The sequence below is a fragment of the Ramlibacter sp. GCM10027632 genome (assembly GCF_042675325.1).
In the GTDB taxonomy this organism is placed as follows: Bacteria; Pseudomonadota; Gammaproteobacteria; order Burkholderiales; family Burkholderiaceae_C; genus Ramlibacter.
In genome coordinates, this window is record NZ_JBHTGW010000001.1 from 143746 (window position 1) to 162803 (window position 19058).

At 73.0% G+C, this 19058-nt stretch carries 19 protein-coding genes; 5 read left to right on the forward strand and 14 right to left on the reverse strand.

Translation table 11 applies throughout. The annotated features are described in order from the left end of the window. Positions 1-14: 14 nt before the first annotated feature. Positions 15-635 carry a hypothetical protein gene (locus ACFQZY_RS00670; protein ID WP_377411437.1) on the forward strand — a complete coding sequence of 207 codons (621 nt, stop codon included), beginning with the start codon at positions 15-17 and terminating at the stop codon, positions 633-635. 30 nt (positions 636-665) lie between these two features. Then, a complete protein-coding gene (gene serB / locus ACFQZY_RS00675) occupies positions 666-1388 on the forward strand; it encodes a phosphoserine phosphatase SerB (RefSeq protein WP_377411439.1) in 723 nt (240 codons plus the stop codon). Positions 1389-1459: 71 nt separating this feature from the next. Here serB and ACFQZY_RS00680 read toward each other — a convergent pair whose 3' ends face one another. Together ACFQZY_RS00680 and ACFQZY_RS00685 are read right to left on the reverse strand one after the other, a co-directional pair. Beyond that, the gene (locus ACFQZY_RS00680) at positions 1460-3025 is read right to left on the reverse strand and encodes an alkaline phosphatase D family protein (RefSeq protein WP_377411441.1); all 1566 of its coding nucleotides are present in this window, start codon (positions 3023-3025) and stop codon (positions 1460-1462) included. After that, on the reverse strand, positions 3025-3621 hold the full coding sequence (locus tag ACFQZY_RS00685) for a hypothetical protein (protein WP_377411443.1): 597 nt from the start codon (positions 3619-3621) through the stop codon (positions 3025-3027). Before ACFQZY_RS00685 ends, ACFQZY_RS00680 begins: the two co-directional genes overlap by 1 nt. A gap of 296 nt (positions 3622-3917) precedes the next feature. Here ACFQZY_RS00685 and ACFQZY_RS00690 point away from each other — a divergent pair, with 296 nt between their 5' ends. After that, on the forward strand, positions 3918-5261 hold the full coding sequence (locus ACFQZY_RS00690; RefSeq protein ID WP_377411445.1) for a WD40/YVTN/BNR-like repeat-containing protein: 1344 nt from the start codon (positions 3918-3920) through the stop codon (positions 5259-5261). Between the two features lie 10 nt (positions 5262-5271). Here ACFQZY_RS00690 and ACFQZY_RS00695 read toward each other — a convergent pair whose 3' ends face one another. The 10 genes from ACFQZY_RS00695 to ACFQZY_RS00740 form a co-directional block, all read right to left on the reverse strand. Next, positions 5272-5892 (reverse strand): DUF2889 domain-containing protein, encoded by a 621-nt coding sequence (locus tag ACFQZY_RS00695; RefSeq protein ID WP_377411447.1) that lies wholly within the window; start codon positions 5890-5892, stop codon positions 5272-5274. Between the two features lie 22 nt (positions 5893-5914). Beyond that, positions 5915-7105, reverse strand: coding sequence for a PLP-dependent aminotransferase family protein (locus ACFQZY_RS00700; protein WP_377412596.1), 1191 nt, complete (start codon positions 7103-7105; stop codon positions 5915-5917). 71 nt (positions 7106-7176) lie between these two features. Further along, the gene (locus ACFQZY_RS00705) at positions 7177-7971 is read right to left on the reverse strand and encodes a crotonase/enoyl-CoA hydratase family protein (protein ID WP_377411449.1); all 795 of its coding nucleotides are present in this window, start codon (positions 7969-7971) and stop codon (positions 7177-7179) included. 32 nt (positions 7972-8003) lie between these two features. Then, positions 8004-9038: an acyl-CoA dehydrogenase family protein gene (locus ACFQZY_RS00710; RefSeq protein ID WP_377411451.1), complete on the reverse strand. Its 1035-nt coding sequence runs from the start codon at positions 9036-9038 to the stop codon at positions 8004-8006. A 15-nt stretch (positions 9039-9053) separates the two neighbouring features. After that, the gene (locus ACFQZY_RS00715; RefSeq protein ID WP_377411453.1) at positions 9054-10211 is read right to left on the reverse strand and encodes an acyl-CoA dehydrogenase family protein; all 1158 of its coding nucleotides are present in this window, start codon (positions 10209-10211) and stop codon (positions 9054-9056) included. Then, complete coding sequence (locus ACFQZY_RS00720; RefSeq protein ID WP_377411455.1) at positions 10208-11461, reverse strand: CaiB/BaiF CoA transferase family protein; 1254 nt, start codon at positions 11459-11461, stop codon at positions 10208-10210. The genes ACFQZY_RS00715 and ACFQZY_RS00720 overlap by 4 nt, the downstream gene beginning before the upstream one ends. Beyond that, positions 11461-12441, reverse strand: coding sequence for a Bug family tripartite tricarboxylate transporter substrate binding protein (locus ACFQZY_RS00725; protein WP_377411457.1), 981 nt, complete (start codon positions 12439-12441; stop codon positions 11461-11463). The genes ACFQZY_RS00720 and ACFQZY_RS00725 overlap by 1 nt, the downstream gene beginning before the upstream one ends. A 47-nt stretch (positions 12442-12488) precedes the next feature. Continuing rightward, positions 12489-13463 (reverse strand): tripartite tricarboxylate transporter substrate binding protein, encoded by a 975-nt coding sequence (locus tag ACFQZY_RS00730; RefSeq protein WP_377411459.1) that lies wholly within the window; start codon positions 13461-13463, stop codon positions 12489-12491. 41 nt (positions 13464-13504) lie between these two features. Further along, positions 13505-14008, reverse strand: coding sequence for a MaoC family dehydratase (locus ACFQZY_RS00735; RefSeq protein ID WP_377411461.1), 504 nt, complete (start codon positions 14006-14008; stop codon positions 13505-13507). Beyond that, positions 14001-15203, reverse strand: coding sequence for a CaiB/BaiF CoA transferase family protein (locus tag ACFQZY_RS00740; RefSeq protein WP_377411463.1), 1203 nt, complete (start codon positions 15201-15203; stop codon positions 14001-14003). The genes ACFQZY_RS00735 and ACFQZY_RS00740 overlap by 8 nt, the downstream gene beginning before the upstream one ends. 84 nt (positions 15204-15287) lie before the next feature. Between ACFQZY_RS00740 and ACFQZY_RS00745 the strand changes: the two genes are divergently transcribed. Continuing rightward, complete coding sequence (locus ACFQZY_RS00745; RefSeq protein ID WP_377411465.1) at positions 15288-16172, forward strand: LysR family transcriptional regulator; 885 nt, start codon at positions 15288-15290, stop codon at positions 16170-16172. A 74-nt stretch (positions 16173-16246) separates the two neighbouring features. Here the strand turns inward: ACFQZY_RS00745 and ACFQZY_RS00750 are convergent, their stop codons facing one another. Beyond that, positions 16247-17068 (reverse strand): outer envelope protein, encoded by an 822-nt coding sequence (locus tag ACFQZY_RS00750; RefSeq protein WP_377411467.1) that lies wholly within the window; start codon positions 17066-17068, stop codon positions 16247-16249. Positions 17069-17156: 88 nt separating this feature from the next. Further along, positions 17157-18080 (reverse strand): recombination-associated protein RdgC, encoded by a 924-nt coding sequence (locus ACFQZY_RS00755; protein WP_377411469.1) that lies wholly within the window; start codon positions 18078-18080, stop codon positions 17157-17159. A 99-nt stretch (positions 18081-18179) separates the two neighbouring features. On the opposite strand from ACFQZY_RS00755, the gene ACFQZY_RS00760 reads away from it, so the two are divergent. Beyond that, positions 18180-19046 (forward strand): YihY/virulence factor BrkB family protein, encoded by an 867-nt coding sequence (locus tag ACFQZY_RS00760; protein ID WP_377411471.1) that lies wholly within the window; start codon positions 18180-18182, stop codon positions 19044-19046. Positions 19047-19058: the final 12 nt, after the last annotated feature.

The following is a 19058-nucleotide window of genomic DNA, read 5'->3' on the forward strand; positions in this document are numbered from 1 at the left end:
CGGGCGCACCGGCGATGACCCCGCACCTGGACCTCGCCCTGCTGCTGCCGGCGCTGGCCGTCGCCCTGGCCCTGCGGCCCTGGCGGCTGCTGGCCGGCGGCGCGCTGCTGGCGCCGATGCTGGGGACGCTGGTGCTCCTGCCCTGGCTGTGGGCCCTGCCCTCGCTGCGCGCCATGCCGCTGCAGCTGCAGCTGTCGGGGGCCTGCCTGGCGGTGCTGATGCTCGGGTGGCCGCTGGCGGTGCCGGTGCTGGTGGCGGTGGGCGCGCTCGCCGCGCTGCTGGCGGGCCAGGGCTGGCAGGCCGCAGCGGACATGGCGGCGTGGCTGGGCGTGGTGCCGGCCACGCTGGCCCTGGCGCTGGGCGCGGCGATCCGCCGCTGGATCGGGCCGCACCTGTTCGTCTACGTGCTGGGGCGGGCTTTCCTGGGCACCGCCCTGTGCGTGTTCGCCGCCGGCGCCCTGGCGCAATGGGCCGGCCATGCGTTGCCGGCGGTGGACAGCGGCCTGTCCCTGGTGGCGCGCTGGCTCATGGCCTGGGGCGACGCCTTCACCACCGGCATGCTGGCCGCGATCTTCGTGGCTTTCCGCCCGCACTGGCTGGCCACCTGGTCGGACCGGCTGTACCTCGGGCGGTGAGGTGGCGGTGATGCGAAAATCACCGGCTCCATGACCTCCCCCGCCCCCCACGAATTCGCCCCCGGCCTGGTGCTGCGCGGCGTCACCCCGCCCCTGTCGCTGAAGGATTTCGGCCTGATCGCCTTCGACATGGACTCCACGCTGATCAACATCGAGTGCGTGGACGAGATCGCCGACGCCACCGGCAAGAAGGCCGAGGTCGCCGCCATCACCGAGGCCACCATGCGCGGCGAGATCGCCGACTTCAAGGAGAGCCTGCGCCGGCGCGTGGCCCTGCTGCGCGGCGTGCGCGTGCAGGACATGCAGGATGTCTACGACCAGCGCCTGCAGCTCAATCCCGGCGCCGGCGAGCTGGTGGCCGCGGCCAAGGCCGCCGGCCTGAAGGTGCTGCTGGTCTCCGGCGGCTTCACCTTCTTCACCGACCGCGTGCGCGACCGCCTGGGCATCGACTACACCCGCTCCAACGTGCTGGAGGTGGTTGACGGCGTGCTCACCGGCCGCATGGTCGACCAGCCCTGGGGCGACATCTGCGACGGCGCCGAGAAGCGCCGCATGATGCTCGAGACCTGCGCCCTGCTGGGCCTCTCGCCGAAGCAGGCCATCGCCGTGGGCGATGGCGCCAACGACCTGCCGATGATGGGCGAGGCCGGCCTGTCGGTGGCCTACCACGCCAAGCCCAAGGTGCGCGAGCAGGCCATGGTCGCCATCAACGAAGGCGGCCTGGACCGGCTGCTGGAGATCGTGCGGGGCTGAGCCTTCGCACCGGCCTCCACGGGAGGCCGTCCACGCGGTCGCGTTGCTGCAAGACCTGACCCCGGAAACCCTCACTCCACCCGCCGGCCGCCGGCCTGCACCGCGAAGCGTGCCAGCGTGCCGATGCCCGAGTCGGCGCGCGCCGGGTCGTCCACCGCGCGCAGCGTGGTGGTGAGCGCACCCGGCGTGAACTCGCACACCCCGTAGCCGCGCTTCCAGCCGTCCGCGAAGACGAAGTGGGGGTTCTCCGCCAGCCGCTGCGCCGCCAGCGCCGCGCCGTTCGCGTGCGAGGTGATGCTGGTGCCGCAGAACTCCACGCCCAGCGCCGGCCCCTCGGGCCGGCGGTAGTCGGCCAGCACATGGCCCACCCAGTTCTCGTGGACGTCCCCGCCCAGCACCACCGGGTTGGCGACGCGGTGGCGGCGCAGGCCGTCGACCAGGCGCTGGCGCGCCGCGGGGTAGCCGTCCCAGCCGTCGTTCCACAGGCGCTCGCCCGGGCCGGGCAGGTTGTCGCGCGGGCCGAACAGGGTCTGCTGCCCCAGCACCGTCCAGGTCGCCGCGGCGGACTCCGCCAGGCGCTCGTCGAGCCAGCGCTCCTGCGCCGCCCCCAGCAGGCTGCGCGCCGGGTCCTGCAGCGCCGGGCAAGCCGCCGGGTCCACCAGGCCGGCCGGGCGCTGCGGGCGGCCGCAGGCCTGCGGGTCGCGCCACTGGCGGGTGTCCAGCAGCAGCAGGTCGGCCAGCCGGCCGAAGCGGTGTCGCTCGTGCAGCCGCAGCTGCCCGCCGGCCACCGCGCGGGAAAAGGCCGCCGCCCGCACCGGCATGTGCTCGTAGTACGCCTGGTAGGCCGCCGCGCGCCGGGCCAGGAAGTCGCGCGCCGCGTTCAGGCCCACCGGGCGGGCGTCGCCGGCATTCACGCCGGCGTAGTCGTTCTGCACCTCGTGGTCGTCCCACGCCAGCAGCCAGGGGCAGGCGGCATGCATGGCCTGCAGCGCCGGGTCGCTGCGGTACTGGGCGTAGCGGTCACGGTAGTCGGCCAGGGTGGTGGCCAGGCCCAGCGTCGGGAAGTTGCGCACCGCGGCGGCGGCGCTGGGGTACTCGTAGATGTAGTCGCCCAGGAACAGGACGAAGTCCAGCCCCTCCCCCTGCATGTGGCGCCACGCGGCGTAGTGGCCATGCTCCCAGCGCTGGCAGGAGGCGTAGGCCAGGCGCAGGCGCGCCGCCGGCGCGTCCGGCGCCGGCAGGGTGCGGGTGCGCCCGACCGGGCTGGCCACGCCGCCGGCGATGAAGCGGTAGAAGTACCAGCGGTCCGGCGCCAGCCCCTGGACCTCGGCATGCACGCTGTGGGCGAGCTCGGCGCTGGCCACGGCCTCGCCGTGGCGGGCGATGCGCGAGAAGCCCTCGTCATGCGCCACCTCCCAGCGCACCGGCACCGGCGCGTCGCCGAGGCGGTCGAACAGGCCGGGGGGCAGCAGGCGCGTCCACAGCACCAGGCCATCGGGCGTGGGCGAGCCGCTGGCCACGCCCAGGGAGAAGGGATCGAAGCCCAAGCGGGGCTGGGCCCGGGACCCGCGCGGCAGCCAGGCGCCGGCGGCGGTGGCGGCGGCCAGTCGCAGCAGGCCGCGGCGGTCGGCCAGCATCAACCGGGCTGGGTGGGCTGGAAGTCGGCGTTGTGGTCGCGACGCTGCGCGATGGCGGCGTCGCGGATCGCGAACAGCGCGCGCAGGTCTTCCTGCAGGGCGGCGTCGCTGGCGCTGCTGTCGGCCTCGCGCACCTCCACCCCGGGCACGGCGCGGGACCAGCTCTCCGGGTCGGGCATGGCGGCCGGCGACTCGTGGCCGCCCTCGAACTGCCAGGCCAGGCCGCGCAGCCAGTCGCCCACGCGCGGGTCGAAGCGCTCCAGCGCCTGCTGCAGGCTGGTCTGGAAGGCAGGCACGTAAGCCAGCAGGCGGTCCTGCCCGCCGCGCACGATCAGGGTGACGTAGGTGCCGGTGCTGCGGTCGGAACGCACCATCGACAGGGTGCGGCACTCGATCCAGTCGGACGGGATGCCGTGCCGGCGCATGGTCTCCCGCAGGACCATGTGGACCACCTCGCGGCGCGAGGCGCTGCGCGAGCTGGCGCCCTGGCGGTCGTCGTCGTCCGGGTCGTGGCCGTCGTGCAGCGACGGTTCGCCCAGGGGGGCGGGACGGGAGGCCGCCGGCTTTTCCCCGAACATCTTGCGCAAGAAGCTCATGTCAGGATTATCCGATCCGCGGCAGTTCCGGACTAGACAGGCGGTCTTCTTTACACGCCATACACGTTGCACCGGCCGCGCGCAGCAGCGGCCCCGGGGCTGTGGCGCCGCCCGGCCGGGCGCGCGCCCGCAGCGCGCCCCGGCGGCTTCCTACAGCGCCTCGGCCGATTCGCCAGCCTCCCCCTCCCGGCGCGCCGCGCAGGATCCGTGTCCGGCCGTGACAGGGTCGCCCATCACGAAACAGGGAGCAGAAGATGTTGATCCGAGCAAGCAGACACGGGGCCGCGTGTGCGGTCGTGACACTCGCCGCCGCGCTGGCACTGGCCGGCTGCGGCGGAGGCGGCGGCGGGAGCGCAGGACCTGGCGCCGCCCCGGCCCCGGCACCGCCGGCCGCCAGCCCGCAGTCGGCCGGGGCCCTGCCGGTCGAGGACGTGGCGGTGCCGGTGCAGGCGCTGGCGCCCAACACCCGCTACGAGGTGACGCGGGCCGGCCGGGTGGCCCTGGTGCTGCCCGCCGGCGGGCTGGCCGCGGGGGACCGCATCGAGGTCGTCGGCCTGGGCAGCGGCCAGTGGCATCTGGACATGGCGGCGGGCACGTCGGTGGTGGCGCCCGCGCCGGTGCGGGCGGACGCCACCTGGGTGGAGGCCGGCCCGGTGCCCGGCGTCGACGAGCGCTGGTGGGCCCTGCAGGCCTCGGCCGACGGCAACACGGTGCTGGCCGCGGCCAACGAGGGGGCGCTGCATGTCTCGCGCGACGGCGGCCGCACCTGGGCCACCCCCCTGCCCGACCCACGCCACTGGTCCGCCCTGGCGGTGAGCGCGGCGGGCAACCGGCTGGCGGCGGCCGCCTACCTCGGCGGCCTGTGGGTCTCGGCCGACGCCGGCGAGACCTGGCGCGAGACGGTCCCCGCCTCCGGCCCCGAGCCGCGCGAGTGGGTCGGCCTGGCCACCTCGGCGGATGGCCTGGTGCTGCTCGCGGCCGAAAAGAGCGGGTGGCTGGAAGTCTCGCGCGATGGCGGCGCCACCTGGGCGCGCCGCGGCGACCAGCCCCGCAGCTGGCGCGCGGTGGCCCTGGCGGGCAACGGCCGCAACATGACCGCGGTGGCGCATGACGGCACCGTCTGGACCAGCGACGACATCGGCTTCAGCTGGACGCGGCGCCTGGAAGGCGACTACGACTGGTACCGCGTGGCGATGTCGGCCGACGGCGCCACGGTGGTGGCCGCGGCCGCGGGCGGGCATGTCTGGGTCTCGTCCGACTACGGCCTGACCTGGGCGCCGCGCTTCCGCGAGGGACCGGTGAACGCGGTGGCCCTGTCCTCCGACGGCCAGCGCATCGTGCTGGCCGTGCCCTGGCACCCGAGCCTGCCGGACGGGCGGGTCCACCTCTCGGTGGACGGCGGCCTGACCTGGGCGCCGATGCTGCATGACGCCAACTGGCGCGCGGTGGCCCTCACCGGCGATGGGCGCACCCTGCTGGCCGCCGACAACCCGGGCCGGCTGTGGCGCGGCACCTCCCCGGAGAGGGCGGCGGTGTCCGCGGTCGAAGGCGGGAGCGCAGACTCGATCGAGCTGGTCTACCTGGGCGACGGCGTCTTCGAGCTGCGCGCGATCCGCGGGCCGGGCGTACGGGCGCAGTGAGGGGCGGCGCTCAGGCCGCCGGCTGGGCCGGTTCGGCGGGCCGGGCCGGCTTGTCGACGCGGCGCAGCGGCGCCCAGCCGGCCCAGCGCGGGTAGTAGCGGGCCACCGGGCCGCCGTCGATGTCCCAGCTGACGCAGCGCCCGAGGTGGAACGGGGGCGTCTGGCTCTCGGAGCCGGGCGGCCCCTGGATGCCGCTGCGGCGCTGCAGGCCGGCGGGGATGGTCTGGTAGGCCGCGGTGGCCGCGTTCACCAGCAACTCGCGCATGTGGGTGCAGCCGCGGGTGCCGCCGAGGACGCGGTCCACCGCCTGGCGCCAGCCCGGGCCCAGGCGCGCGCCGACCAGGCCGGCCACCGGCGGCAGCGCCTGCTGGCACTCGCCCAGCGGCGTGTCGTCCATGGTGGCGACGACGGCCCGCACCTGGAACGCGTCGTCCACCGTGAGGCGCACGGCCATGTGGTGCACGTACTCGCCGGGCGGCAGCTCGCCGCGTTCGTACATCTGGATCGGGTAGGCCTTGCTGTCACGCAGCTCGGCCTCGATGTCCCACAGGCCGTCCTCCCGGGCGTAGCCGCGGAAGGTGACGTTGCGGGTATGCAGGTGTTCCCGTTTCGCGGGTTCGGGCAGGGGCATGGGCGTGGCGGCGGCGAGGGCCTCAGAGCGCGCGGGCCAGGCGGGCCACGCCCTCCTCGATCTTCGCGATGTCGGCGGTGGCGAAGCTCAGACGCAGGCTGGCCGGGTCCGGGTTGCTGGCGTAGAACGGCGCGCCCGGCACGAAGGCCACGCCCTGCTCGATCGCGCGGCGGGCCAGTTCGGCCGCGTCCTTCAGCTTGCCGCCGGCGCCGGTCAGGCGGGCCCAGACGAACAGGCCGCCCTGCGGCTCGGTGAACTCGATGGCGTCGCCCAGCTCGCGGCGCAGCGCCTCGCACATCGCGCGGGCGCGCTGGCCGTAGACCTCGCGCACGTGCGCCAGGGTGGCGGGCATGCGGCCGGCCTGGAGGTAGGCCGCGGCGGTGGCCTGGGCGAAGGTGCTGGTGTGCGCATCGCTGAACTGCTTGCACATGGTGGCCTTGGCGAGCAGCTCGGTCGGGGCGATGAGCCAGCCCACGCGCAGGCCGGGGCTGAGGACCTTGCTCAGGCTGCCGCAGTGGATGGTGAGCTCCCGGCTGCCCGGCACCTGGTCGGTCAGCGCCAGCAGGCTGGGCGGCGGCGCCTCGCGGAAGTACAGGTCGCCGTACGGGTCGTCCTCGACGATGGGCACCTGGTGCTTGACCGCGATCTCCAGGATGCGCCTGCGGCGCTCCAGCGAGGTCAGCGCGCCGCTGGGGTTGCCGAAGGTGGGGATCAGGTAGACGAACTTCGGCTGGTGCTCGGCGACCAGCTGCTCCAGCTTGTCGACCTGTACGCCCTCGCTGTCCACCGGCGCGGCGATCACCTGCGCGCCGTAGAGGCGGAAGCACTGGATGGTGGCCAGGAAGGTGGGGCCCTCGACGATCACCTTGTCGCCCGGGCCGACCAGGGTCTTGCCCAGGAGGTCCAGCGCCTGCTGGCTGCCGGTGGTGACGATCAGCTGCTGCGGCGCCAGGTCCTTCACGCCCTTGGCGCGCATGAAGGCGGCCAGCTCGGCGCGCAGCGGCTCGTGGCCCTCGGTGGCGCCGTACTGGAGGGCGGCGCCGGGGTTGTCGGCCAGGGCCTGCTGGCTGGCCTCGCGCAGGCCCTCGACGTCGAACATCGCGCTGTCGGGGAAGCCGCCGGCGAAGCTGATGATCCCGGGCTTGCCCAGGAGCTTGAACAGCTCGCGGATGGCGGAGGTTTCGACGTTGTCCAGGCGTTGGGCGAAATTCAGGGGCATGGTGGTGCGGTGGGAAAAGGCGCCAAAACCGACATTGTCGCGCGGTCGCGGCGCCCCCTGCCGGGTCAGGAGAACCGGGGCGGGCGCTTCTCGATGAAGGCGTTGACCGCCTCGTGGTGGTCCGCCGTCATGTGGGCGATGGCCTGGTAGCTCGCCGACAGCTCCAGCACCGATTCCAGCGAGGCGCGCTCGCCCTCGCGCAGCAGGCGCTTGGTCATGCGCAGCACGCCGCCGGGGTTGGCGGCGATGCGCCGGGCCAGGGCCAGGGCCTCGTCCATCAGCGCCTCGTGCGGCACGACGCGCGAGACCAGGCCGCAGTCCAGCGCCGCGCGGGCGTCCATCGGCTCGCCGGTGAAGGCCAGCTCGGCGGCCTTGGAGCGGCCCACCGCGCGGGGCAGCAGCCAGGCGCCGCCGTCGCCCGGGACGATGCCGACCTTGACGAAGCTCTCGGCGAAGGTGGCCTTCTCGGAGGCGATGCGGATGTCGCACATGCAGGTCAGGTCCAGGCCGGCGCCGATGGCGGGGCCGTTGACGGCGGCGATCACCGGCACGTCGAGGTGGTAGAGGGCCTTGGGAATGCGCTGGATGCCGTTGCGGTACTCCTCGCGCACCGCGTCGGGCAGCGGCTTGTCCACCTGGTAGCGGCGCATGTCCTTGACGTTGCCGCCGGAGCTGAACACCGGGCCCGCGCCCGTGAGGACGACGCAGCGCACCGTGGTGTCCAGCGTGATGTCGGCGCAGGCCTGGACGAATTCCTCGACGGCGGTGTTGCCGGTCAGGGCGTTGCGCGTCTCGGGCTGGTTCATCGTCAGCACCAGGATCGCGCCCTCGCGGCGGCGGGAAAGGAAGGGAGTGGTCATCGGGTCTCCGGGGGTGTTCTCGTGGGGGGAAATCAACGCAGGTCGGTCAGCTCGCGCACGAGGTCCAGCGTGCTGCCGGCGCGGGCCTCGACCAGCTCGCGCCCGAGCACGTCCTGCCAGTAGCCTTCCGAGCCGGCGGCCTGGCGCCAGGCGTGCAGGCGGCGGGTGTACAGCTGCAGGTCGAACTCGTGGGTGAAGCCGATGGCGCCGTGGATGGAATGCGCCAGCGCCGCCACCTCGCCGGCGGCCTCGCTGGTGCGGGCCTTGGCCACCGCCACGCGCAGGCGGTCGGGCGCGGTGCCCGAGGCCGAGGCCGCGAGGCGGGCCGCCATCGCCGCCGCATAGGCATGCTCGGCGAGCACCGAGAGCTGGTGCTGCACCGCCTGGAACTTGCCGATCGGCTTGCCGAACTGCACGCGGTCATTGGCGTACTGGAGGGTGCGATCCAGCACCTGCTGCAAGGCGCCCGAGAGCAGCGCGGCATGCACGCAGGCCTGCCACTCGCGCACCGGCGGGCGGCCCGGCACCCTCGCCGCGGCGGCGACCACGGCGGCCGGCCAGGTGAGCGTGGCGTCCAGGCAGAAGCCCGAGGGCTCGCGCCGCGCCTGCGCCGCGGGCAGCAGCAGGCTGCCCTGCGGGCCCACGGCCAGCACCCAGTCGGCCACCGCGCCGCCGCGCGCGTCGGGGCAGCACAGGCCGCCCTCGCCTGCCACTTCGCCTGCCACTTCGCCTGCCACTTCGCCGGCGCCGCGGGCCTCGGCCAGCACCAGGCTGCCCGGCGGCCGGGCGATGCCGGCCTGCGCCAGCACGAGGCGGCCCACCAGGGTCTCGGCCAGGGGCACGGGCAGCGCGTACGCGCCGCACAGCGCCATGACCGGGAAGGCCTCGGCCAGCGAGAGGCCCGCGCCACCCTCGGCCTCGGGCACCAGGGCGTCGGCGAAGCCGGCCGCCTCCAGCACGCCCCAGAGGGCGGCGGGGGAGCCCCCGCCTTCGATGGCCCGCACCACGGCGGGCGTGCACTGGTCGGCCAGGAGCTGGCGGACCGCGTCGGTGAACAGGTCGTCCATCGTCTCGTCTCCGTTTCAGCGCAGGCCCAGGCCGCGCGCGATCATGCCGCGCAGGATGTCCCGCGTGCCCCCGCGCAGCGAGAACGACGGCGCCACCTGCGTCACGTGGTTGAGGGTGCGCAGCAGCTCGGCGGGCACCTCGGTGGCCTCGCGCGAGAACAGGTCGTCGGCGATGGCGGCGGGGATGGCCTGCTCCAGGCCGGTGCCCAGGTCCTTGACCAGGGCCGCCTCGACCACCGGGCTCTCGCCGCGGGCCAGCTTGGCGGTGAGCGCCACCGCCATCGCCCGCAGCGGCGCGAGCTGCGCCGCGATGCGCCCGGCCAGGCGCGTGGCCGCCGGCGTGCGGCCCTGCGGCGTGCGCACGAAGGCCAGCCACTCCTCGAACAGCACGATGCTGGAAAGCAGGCGCTCGGGACCGGAGCGCTCGTAGGCGAGTTCGGCCGTGACCTGCTCCCAGCCCTTGCCCTCCTCGCCGATGAGGGCGTCGGGCGCGAGCTTCACCTGGTCGAAGAAGACCTCGCAGAAATGGCTGTCGCCGGAGAGGTCGCGGATCGGGCGGATGGTCACGCCCGGCAGCGACAGGTCGACGATCACCTGCGACAGGCCCTGGTGCCGGTCCTGCGGCTCGCCCGAGGTGCGCACCAGGGCGATCATGAACTGGCAGTGGTGGGCGTTGGTGGTCCAGATCTTCTGGCCCTGCAGCGTCCAGCCCTCGGCGGTGCGGGTGGCGCGGGTCTTCACGCTGGCCAGGTCGGAGCCCGAGTTGGGCTCGCTCATGCCGATGCAGAAGAAGGCCTCGCCCTTGCAGATGCGGGGCAGGTAGAACTGCTTCTGCGCCTCCGTGCCGTACTTGAGGATCAGGGGGCCGCTCTGGCGGTCGGCGATCCAGTGCAGGCCCACCGGCGCGCCGGTGTTCAGGAACTCCTCCACCAGCACGTAGCGGGCGAAGGGGCTGCGGCCGCCGCCGCCATAGGCCGGCGGGAAGGTGATGCCGAGCCAGCCCCGGCGACCGAGCTCGCGGCTGAAGGCGGCGTCGCCCCCCATCCAGCTGCGGGCGCGCACATGGGGCGGCGTCTCCCGCAGGGCCTGCGAGAGGAAGGCCCGGACCTCGGCGCGCAGCGCCTCGTCTTCGGCCGGGATGGCGCCGGGTTGCAGCGCGGCAAGGCTTGTCATTCCAGGACTCCCTGTTCGAAATAGGCGTCGATGCGCTCGGGCGCGAGCCCCAGCACCTGCTGCATCACCGCACGCGTGTCCTGCCCCAGGGTCGGCGGGGCATGGCGGTACTGCACCGGCGTGCCGGACATCCGCACCGGGCTGGCCACCAGCGGGATCGCGCCGGCAGCGGCATGGTCCATCTCGATGCGCAGGCCGCGCGCCTGCACCTGCGGGTCGGCGAAGACGTCGGCCACGGTGTTGATCGGGCCGCAGGGCACGGCCGCGCCCTCGAGCAGGTCCACCCACTCGCGGGTGCTGCGGGTGCGGGTGACGGCGCGGATCATCTCCAGCAGCGCGTCGCGGTTCGCGATGCGCCCGGCATTGCGGGCGAAGCGCTCGTCCTGCGCCCACTCCGGCCTGCCGGCGGCGGCGCAGAAGCGGGCGAACTGGCCGTCGTTGCCCACCGCCAGGATCATGTGGCCGTCGGCCGTGGGGAAGTCCTGGTAGGGGACGGTGTTCGGGTGGCCATTGCCCATGCGGCGCGGCGACTGGCCCGAGTACAGGTAGTTCATGGACTGGTTGGCCAGGCAGGCCACGCCCACGTCGAGCAGCGCGAGGTCGATGTGCTGGCCCTCGCCGGTGCGCTGGCGCGCCTGCACCGCGGCCAGGATGGCGGTGCTGGCGTACAGGCCGGTGAGGATGTCGGTGAGCGCCACGCCCACCTTCATCGGGCCGGCGCCGGGCTCGCCGTCGGGCCGGCCGGTCAGGCTCATGAGGCCGCCCATGCCCTGGATCAGGAAGTCGTAGCCGGCGCGCGGGGCATAGGGCCCGGTCTGGCCGAAGCCGGTGATGCTGCAGTAGATCAGGCGCGGGTTGAGGGCGCGCAGGCTCTCGTAGTCCAGCCCGTACTGCGCCAGGCCGCCGACCTTGAAGTTCTCCACCAGGATGTCGCTGCGGCAGGCCAGCTCGCGCACCAGCGCCTGGCCCTCGGGCCGGGTGAGGTCCACCGCGATCGAGCGCTTGTTGCGGTTGGTGCACAGGTAGTAGGCGGCGTCGGCGGTGGGCTCGCCCGCGGCGTCCTTCAGGAACGGCGGGCCCCAGGTGCGGGTGTCGTCGCCGCTGCCGGGGCGTTCGACCTTGATCACCTCGGCGCCCAGGTCGCCCAGGGTCTGCGAGGCCCAGGGGCCGGCGAGCACGCGCGAGAGGTCCAGCACGCGCAGGCCCGCCAGGGCGCCGGGCGGGGGCGCCCCGGGTGCGTCCGCGTGCATCACTGCTGTTCCACCTTGGCCTGGGTGGCGATGCGTTTCCACAGGCGGATCTCGGCGGCTTGGAACTGGCGCATCTCCTCGGGGCCGCCGACCATGACCTCGGCGCCGAGCTTCTCGTAGAACTCGCGGGTCTCGGGCTGGCGGGCGATGGCGGTGAGCAGCGAGGCCATCTTCTCGGCCTCGGCCTTCGGCGTCTTCGCATGCATCATCGCGCCGACCCAGGTGTAGGCGGTGAAGCCCGGCAGGCCGGCCTCGGCGGCGGTGGGCACCGAGTTCAGCGAGGGCACGCGCTTGTCCGAGGCCACGGCCAGGGCCTTGAGCTTGCCGCCCTTGACCAGCTCCTGCGCCGAGGTCATCTCGGCGAAGGCCAGGTGGACGGTGCCGGCGGCGACCGCGGTGACGGCCTCGCCCGCGCCCTTGAACGGCACATGGTGGGTACTGACCCTGGCGGCGTCGTTGAACAGCTCCGCCATCAGCTGGTAGCCCGCGGACCCGGCGCCGTAATTGAGCTTGCCGGGGTTGGCGCGGGCGGCGGCCATCAGCTCGCCGAGGTTGCGGTGCTCCGAGGCGCCGGGCACCACCAGCAGCGCGGGCGAGCGCATCATCATGCTCAGGGGCGTGAAGTCGGCCACCGGGTCGTAGGGCAGCTCCTTGAACAGCGCCGCGTTCACCGCCAGCGTGGAGTTGCTGCCGACGAACACGGTGTAGCCGTCGGCCGGGGCCTGCAGCACCTGGCGCACGGCGAGGAAGCCGTTGGCGCCGGGCTTGTTCTCCACCACCACCGGCTGGCCGGTCATCTCGGACAGCTTCTTGGCAAAGTAGCGCGCCGAGGTGTCGGTGCCGCTGCCGGGCCCGAAGGGCACGACGAACTTCACCGGGCGCGCGGGGTAGGCCTGGGCGAGGGCGGTGGCCGGGCCGGCCAGGGCCGCCGCGGCGAGCGTGGCCAGGGCGGCGAAGCGGACGATGTGCCTGCGTTGCATGGGAGTCTCCTTGTTCTGTTTGTTCTCGTGTCCGGGCGGCGGCCTGCTCACTCCAGCGTGGCGCCGGTGGCCTTGACCACGCGGTCCCAGCGGGCCAGCTCGTCGCGGATGTAGGCGGCGTACTCGGCGGGCGTGGAGCCCAGGGGCGTGGCGCCCTGCGCCGCCAGCTTGGCCTTGACGTCGGGCGAGGCCAGGGCCTTCATCAGCTCGGCATTCAGCCGGTTCACGATCTCGGGCGCGGTGCGCGCCGGCACCATCACGCCCTGCCAGGCGCCGACCTCGAAGCCGCGCAGGCCGGCCTCCGAGAGCGTGGGCACGTCGGGCAGCACCGGGGAGCGCTGCAGGCTGGTGACGGCCAGGGCCTTCAGGCGCTTGTCCCGGATGAAGGGCAGCGCGGAGTTGATGGTGTCGGTGAGGAACTGGGTCTGGCCGGCGACCGCGTCGGTCAGCGCGGGGGCGCTGCCCTTGTACGGAATGTGCTGCGCGCTGAGGCCCTGGCTTTGCAGCATCAGGAAGGCGCCCAGGTGGGTGATGTTGCCGTTGCCGGCGGAGCCGTAGGAGACCTTGCTGGCGTTGGCCTTCACGTAGGCGAGGAACTCGGGCACGGTGTTGGCGGGCACCGAGGGGTGGACGGCCAGCACCAGCGGGATCACCGCGGTCAGGGCCACCGGCGCGAGGTCGGTGCGCACGTCGTAACTGAGCTTCTTGTACAGGGCCGGGCTGAGGGCGACGGCGGACGTGTTGTAGAAGACGGTGTAGCCGTCGGCCGGGGCCTTGGCCACCAGCTCGGCGGCGATGTTGCCGTTGGCGCCGGGCTTGTTGTCCACCACCACCTGCTGCCCCATCTGCTCGGTGAGCTTCTGAGCCAGCACGCGGGCCACCAGGTCGGTGGGGCCGCCCGGCGGGAAGGCGATGACCATGCGCACCGGCTTGTCCGGGTAGCTGCCCTGCGCGAAGGCGCCCAGGGGCGCGGCGAGCACCGCCATCGCGGCCAGGAGGGTTCTGCGGGTCCAGGATTTCATGGGGTTGTCTCCTCGTTGTCTTGTCTTGGGGGAAAGGTGGATCAGGCCGGCCGCCCGGCGAGCAGGCGGGTGGCGGTGTAACTCATGACCCGCTCGCCGCGCTGGTTGAAGACCTCGATGTCCGAGGTCACCACCGCGCGGTTGCGGCTGGAGGTGGGGCGGATGCCGGTGACGGTGACGGTGGCCTCGATGGTGTCGCCCACCCGCACGGGCGCGTGGATCTTCTGCGCCAGCTCCAGCATCGCCAGGCCGGTGCCCTGGATCATGGTCTGGAGGATGAAGCCTTCGATGAGGGTGTAGGTCAGCGCGCCGGGGACGGGGCGGCCGCGGATGGCGCCGCCCTCGTAGCCCTCCTCGATGAAGATCGCCTCGAGCATGCCGGTGCAGGAGATGAAGTTGACCAGGTCGGTCTCGGTGACGGTTCGGCGGAAGGTGCGGAAGGCCTGGCCCGCCACCAGGTCCTGCCAGTGGAAGCCCTGGCCGAGGCGGGGCAGCGCGGGACCGGGTGCGGGAACCGGGGCGGGGGTGCGGGCGGGTTCAGTCATGGGGTGCTTCCTGGCGGATCGCGCCGCTGGCGAGCCAGGCGGCGATCTGGTCCTCGGTGGCGCCGGCCTCGGCCAGCGCCTCGCGGGTGTGCTCGCCCAGGTGGGGCGGCAGGCCCACCGGCGGGCGCCGGCCGTCGAAGCGCACCGGCACGCCGGTGAAGCGCAGCGTGCCGCCGGCCGAGGGCATCTCCTCGAAGAAGCCGGTGGCGCGCAGGTGCGGGTCGTCCTTCAGGTCGGCCAGTTCGTTCACCGGCGCGGCCGGGATTTCCAGGCGGTCGCACAGGGCGAGCCAGTGCGCGCTGGGCCGCTCGGCCACGATGCGGCCGGTCAGCTCGTAGAGCGCCTCGATGTTGCGGGTGCGGGCGGCCATCGAGGCGAAGCGTTCGTCGGCGGCGCAGTCGGGGCGGCCCGCGCCCTCGAAGAAGCGGCGCCAGTGGGTGTCGGTGTAGGGCATCAGGCAGACATGCCCGTCCAGCGTCTGGTAGGGGCGGCGCCACTCGGACATCACCCGCGGGTAGCCGGTCGTGCCGCGGGGCGGCTCGAAGTGCTGGCCGTACAGGTGCTCCACCAGGTTGAAGGCCACCATGGTCTCGAACATCGGCACCTCGACGAAGCTGCCCTCCCCCGTCTGCCCTCGCCGCACCAGGGCCGCCAGGATCGACATCGCGGCCACCAGGCCGCTGGTCTTGTCGGCAGCGATGGTGGGCAGGTAGCGGGCCACCCCGCCCTGCGCCTTCATCAGCGCGGCGCTGCCGGACATGCCCTGGATGATGTCGTCATAGGCGGGCCGGCCGCCGTAGGGGCCGTCCTGCGCGAAGCCATGCAGGCCGGCGTACACCAGCCGCGGATGCCGCGCGCGCAGCGCCTGCGGGTCCAGGCCGACGGCGGCGAGCTTCTGCGGGCGCATGCTGTGCATGAAGACGTCGGCCGAGGCGATGAGCGTGGCCAGGGCCTGCTGGCCGCCGGGCGTCTTCAGGTCGATGGCGACGCTGCGCTTGCTGCGGTTGACGCCCAGGAAGATGGCGGACATGCCGGGCTCCAGCGCGGGGCCGGTGTGGCGGGTGGAGTCGCCCTCGGGCGCCTCGACCTTGATCACCTCGGCCCCCAGGTCGGCGAGCCACTGGCTCGCGTACGGGCCCATGACCACCACGCTGGCGTCCACCACCCGGATGCCGGCAAGGGGAAGTGCGTTCATGTTGTCTCCTGGGGCGAATCTATCGCCTGCGGCAAAATCAATCCAATATTGAATTGAGCGCCTTCGATACGCTTTGAATATCACATGAACCTGCGCCAGCTCCAGCAGTTCGTCACCCTCGCCGAGACCGGCAACTTCCACCGCGCCGCCGAGCGCCTGCACATGGCGCAGCCGCCGTTGTCGGTGTCGATCCGCAAGCTGGAGGAGGAGCTGGGGGCGCCGCTGTTCGAGCGCACGCCTGCCGGGGTGCGCCTGACCGCGGCGGGCGGCGGCATGCTGGCGCACGCGCAGCGGGCACTGTTCCACGCGCAGCAGTGCCAGGCCTCGGTGCGGGCCGGGGTGCGGGGCGAGGCGGGCCTGCTGAAGCTGGGGTTCGTGGGGTCGGCGACCTACGCGCTGCTGCCGCGGCTGATCGCCTCGTTCCGCAAGCGCTACCCGGCGATCGACCTGGAGCTGACCGAGCACACCACGGCCGGCGCGCTGGACGGGCTGGTGGAGCGCCGGCTGGATGCCGCGATCGTCCGCTACCCGCTGGTGGACCCGCGGCCGTTTCGCCTCACGCCGCTGGAGGCCGACGAGTTCGTGCTGGCGGTGAGTGCGCGCAGCCCGTTCGCGGGGCGCCGGTCGATTCCCCTGAGCGAGGTGGCCGGGGAGCCGTTCATCATGTACGGGGCCCAGCGGGTGCCGGGCCTGTTCGCCATCGCCACGCTGCGTTGCCAGCAATCCGGCTTCACCCCGCGCATCGCGCAGGAGGCGGCGCAGGTGCAGACGATCCTGAGCCTGGTGCAGAGCGGGCTGGGGGTGGCGCTGGTGGCGGGCGTGGCGCGCAAGTACGTGCCCTCGGGGGTGCGGCTGCTGGCGCTGTCGGACACGCCGGCCGGGTTCGAACTGGGGCTGGCGCTGGTCACCCCGGAGGAGAACGCGAGCCGGGTGGCGCAGACCTTCGAGCAGCACGCGCTGGGAGGGTGAGAGGACCTGACCCCAACGAAAAAGGGCCGCAGCGCGAACGCTGCGGCCCCTGGCTTCGGATTCCCGGACGGGAATCAGAAGTGGTATTCGACGCGCAGCTGCGGCGTCTTGGCCAGCGTGCCCGGCACCGAGTGCGGGTTGCCGAACTTGTTGCGCCAGTACTGGTACTGCACGCCGGCCTTCAGGGCCGACTTCGGCAGGCCGACCGTGGAGCTCAGGTCGTACATCACCTGGCCGTCGAAGTTGAACTCGGGGGAGGTGGCGCCACCGAACTCGTCCTTGCCCTTGGCGGCGATCCAGTTGGCGTAGCCCTCGAACGAGAAGCCGGCACCCAGCGGGATGCCCCAGGCGGCCAGCAGCGCGCCATGGGTGTCGAAGTCGTAGCGGGCGACACGGGTGGACTGGCCGAAGCCCGTCACCGGCTGGTTGCTCTCGAACAGCGCGGCAGCCGTCACGTTCAGGAAGCCGGCGGGCACCGCCATGAAGAAGGTCGGGCCGGCGACCAGCATGCGCTTGCGCGAGCTGTAGCCAGCGTCGTTCTTGGTGTTCCAGTCGAAGCCGGCGGTCAGGCCCATGCCCTTGACGGGACCGAAGCCATAGGCCTTGCCGGTGACCTTGCCCAGGTCCACCGTGTGGCGGTACACGACGTAGGCTTCCTGGGCGTTGCCGTCGTTGGCGTCGGAGTTCAGCAGGTCGACGCTCACGAAGTTCGTGCCGTACTTGTAGCCGCTCACATGGCTCAGGTTGAGGATGTTCTTCTTGACATCCTTGGTGTTGTACGGCTCGGCGTACTTGGTGCCCCAGCGATAGCTCAGGGAGGTGTCGCTCCAGTCGGCCGCTTGGGCGGCGACGGCGAGCAGGGACAGGGAGGCCGCGAGGGCGATCTTGGTCTTCAAGGTAACTCCTACTTTTTGTTAAAAACCTGTGAAAGCGTAACAGCCCCTAGGGTTTTTCCGAATACAACTTTCCTCCAGGGAGTTGCGATTACGCGACAGCCGACATGCCCGGCTGAACCTCCCCGCCCAGCGCCTGCAGCAGCTCAGGCAGCAGCGCGGACAGCTCGCCGGTGGCGATCGCGGCGTCGGCATCGAACCCCTTGTCGTCACCGAGGTTCTCGTCCACGCCGTGCATGTCGATCTTCCGGATCGCCAGCAGCTCGGTAAGCAAGAACGAGACCCGTCCCTCCCAGGTCAGGGCCAGCTGGGTCGGCAGCTTGCCTTCCTCGATGTGCCGGGCGATCTCCTCCAGGTCGAGGTTGTGCCGCGCGTAGCGCACCACGGAGCGCTCCTCGCCGGCGTTCTTCAGCTCCAGGTCGCGGTCCACGGTGAAGCCGGCGGGCGCCTCCTGGGATGACAGCCAGTGCGCCATCGCGGCGGCCGGCGAGGTGGCGGTATGCACCGGGGACAGCGGCATCACGCACCGTACCTGTGCCATCGCGTCCACGAGCTGGGCGATCACGCCCTCGGCGGCCTTGGTGCTGCCCACGCCGACCGCCAGCAGGCGGGCGGACGGGTCCAGCCACAGCAGGTGGGCCGAGCGCTTGCTGAAGGCCCGCGGCAGGAAGGCGTGGACGATGTCCTCCTTCAGTTCGGCCTTCTCCTTGCGCCCGGGCTTGCGGCCCTGGGCCTGCTCGATGGCCTTGCAGCGCGCCTCCAGCTCGGCGCGCACCGCGCCGGCCGGCACCGAGCGGCGCTCGACGGCCAGCTTCATGATCCAGTGGCCGTCGACCACTTCCACCATCGGCGCATGGGCCTCGCCGCGCGGCGGCACCCAGCCCACCGAAAGCTCCTGCGTCGCGGCGCAGGGCTGGAAGGTCAGGCGCTGGAGTTCGGCCTCCAGGGCTTCGAGGGCGGGCGGGCTCCACTCGGGCCCGATGCGAAAGGGAATCAGGTTCTTGAACAGCGGCATGGCGCGGGGTCGGACTGCAAAGGCAAAGGGGCGGATTCTGCCTTCGTACGCGTCGTGCGCCGACAACAGCCCGGGCCTTGACAACCGACGCTCGCGCCCATGGGCCGCGCACGCCACGGGCTGCGCCTGCTGCTGCAGGCCGGCCGCACCTGGATCGACGAGGACGCCCCGGCCATGGGCGCGGCCATCGCCTACTACACCGTCTTCTCGCTGGCGCCGCTGCTGGTGATCGTCATCGCCATCGCCGGCGCCCTGTTCGGCCGCGAGGCGGTGCAGGGCCAGGTGGTGGCCGAGATCTCCGGGCTGCTCGGCGCCGAGGGCGCGCGCCTGGTCCAGGACCTGCTCGCCAGCGCCAGCGACACCGGCCACGGCCTGGCCGCCGGCGCGGCCAGCGCCGGCGTGCTGGTGGTCGGCGCCACCACCGTCTTCGCGCAGCTGCAGTCCTCGCTGGACCGCATCTGGCACGTGCCCGCCCGCGCCCGCCCCAGCGGCCTGTGGGCGCTGCTGCGGGCCCGCCTGGTGTCCTTCGGGCTGGTGCTGGGCGTCGCCTTCCTGCTCATGGCCTCGCTGGCGGTGAGCGCCGCCCTGGCGGCCCTGGGCGCCTGGGCCGGCGGGCTGGCGCCGGGCTGGGAGCCGGTGCTGCAGGCCCTGCACCTGGCGACGTCGCTGGCAGTGTTCACCACCCTCTTCGCGATGATCTACAAGCTCCTGCCCTCGACCCCGATCGCCTGGCGCGACGTGTGGGTGGGCGCCCTGGTGACGGCCCTGCTGTTCGAGGCCGGCAAGCTGGCCATCGGCCTGTACCTGGGCAAGAGCGGCATCACCCGCGCCTTCGCCGCGGCGGGCTCGCTGGTGGTGGTGCTGCTGTGGGTCTACTTCGCGGCCCAGGTCTTCCTGTTCGGCGCCGCCTTCACCCGGGCCCAGGCCGAGGACCGGCTCGGGGCCGCGGCTAGGGAATCGACCTAAGGCGCATGCGCC